1 protein-coding gene and 1 pseudogene are annotated in these 1692 nt (G+C 71.0%); both read right to left on the reverse strand.

What is annotated here, in order from left to right:
- Positions 1-1314: AMP-binding protein (locus ACWF94_RS40085; RefSeq protein ID WP_453500166.1), on the reverse strand; the 1314-nt coding region annotated here is incomplete at its 3' end.
- 148 nt (positions 1315-1462) lie between these two features.
- A pseudogene (locus tag ACWF94_RS40090) lies at positions 1463-1692 on the reverse strand (enoyl-CoA hydratase); the annotation flags it as partial.

A 1692-nucleotide genomic window follows, 5' to 3' on the forward strand; every position in this document is an offset into this window, starting at 1 on the left:
GATCTCGATCAGGCCGTCGGCGCGCAGGAGCGCCCGGTCGCCGGGGACGGACCAGCGGGTGCCGTCGACCGTGGCGAAGGTCGCCTCCGTCTTGGTCCGGTCGCCCAGATAGCCGAGCGGGATGTTGCCGGCGACCGCGAGCCAGCCGGAGTCCGGGTGTCCGGGGGCCTCCCGGTGGGTGCGGTCGGCGCTGACGACGGTGACATCGGCGCCGGGGCGCGGGCGGAAGACTCCGGGGTCCAGGCGCTTCTCCCCGCTGCGGTCGGTGCGCTGGAGCGCGCCGCCGGTCTCCGACGCGCCCATCAGCTCGTAGAGCGTGACATGGGGCAGATCGCGGGCGACGGTGTCCTTGGTCTGCCGGCTCACCGGGGCACCGCCGGTCAGCAGCATGCGCAGGCTGGAGGTGTCGTAGCCGCCGGTGCTCAGCTCCTTGAGCAGGGGGCGGGCGAACGCCTCGCCCACGATCAGCATGGCCTCGCCGCGCTCCCGCTCGATCGTGCGCCACACCTCGGCCGGGTCGAGGCGTTCGGTGTTGGCGGGGAAGGCGATGGTGTCGCCGTAGACCAGGGACCCGAGCGCGTTGAGCGCCCCGCCGCCGTGCATCATCGGCGCGCAGACCAGCGAGCGGCTGCCCGGGCGGGCCGCCGCGTCGCGGGTGAGGGTCTCCAGCGTGACGCCCTGGCGGTGCCTGCCCCGGGCGAGCATGCTCTGCCACAGGCTGCCCTGACGCCAGATGACGCCCTTGGGCATGCCTGTGGTGCCGCCGGTGTAGAGGAGTTTGATGTCGTCGGGCGACTGGTCCGCGGGCGCGGTGGGGTCGGCGGCAGCGAGGGCGGACTCGTAGTCCACGGCGCCGGGCAGCAGCGGCTCGCCCGAGGAGTCGGCGATCTGGATGAGCAGCGGGCGGCGGCGGAGCAGCGGCAGGGTCTTCGCCAGCCGGGGTGCGAACCGGGCCTGGTAGACGACGGCTGAGGCGTCGGCGTCGTCGAAGAGATACGCCAGTTCGTCGGGGACGTACGAGTAGTTGACGTTGAAGGGGGCGACCCGTGCCGCGAAGCCGCCGAGAAGACCCTCGGCGTACTCCGGGCAGTTGTGCATGAGCAGGGCGACCCGGTCCTGTCCGACCTGCCAGGGCGCCAGCTCCGACCGGGGCGTACGGGCGCCGAGGCCGAGGCTCCGGAGGGCGTTGGCCAGCCTGGACGTGCGGTCGGCGAGCTGAGCATAAGTGAATCGGCGCTCTCCCTGGATCAGAGCCTCGCGGTCGGGCAGTTCTGCCGCTATCACCCGGAATATGTGCCAATGATTGAGGTCCATGCTCGGAATCCTCTCCGTGATGCGCCTGTAAGTAAAGATGTAATCGACATCTTTGTGTGCCGGATCGTTCCACGGCCATGGCAGTCGGGTGTGACTGGCGAGATGAAGTGAAAATCTGTTCAAGCCTCGCCGTGGCCGGGGACGGCCGTCAGCGGGACGCGGAGAAGAAGGCGGGCGGGCGCTTCTCGACAAAGGCCCGCAGCGCTTCCGTGACGTCCTCCTTCGCCTGGGCGCGGGTCATCAGCCGGTCGCCCTCGACCGGCAGGTACTCGCCGAGCGACAGGGTCAGCGCGGCCTGGAGATTCTGCCGGGCGGCCCGCATCGCGACGGGAGCGGAGTCGGCGATCGTTCGCGCCGTCGCGTTGACCCGCGCGCTCA

This window comes from Streptomyces sp. NPDC055078 (genome assembly GCF_053607985.1).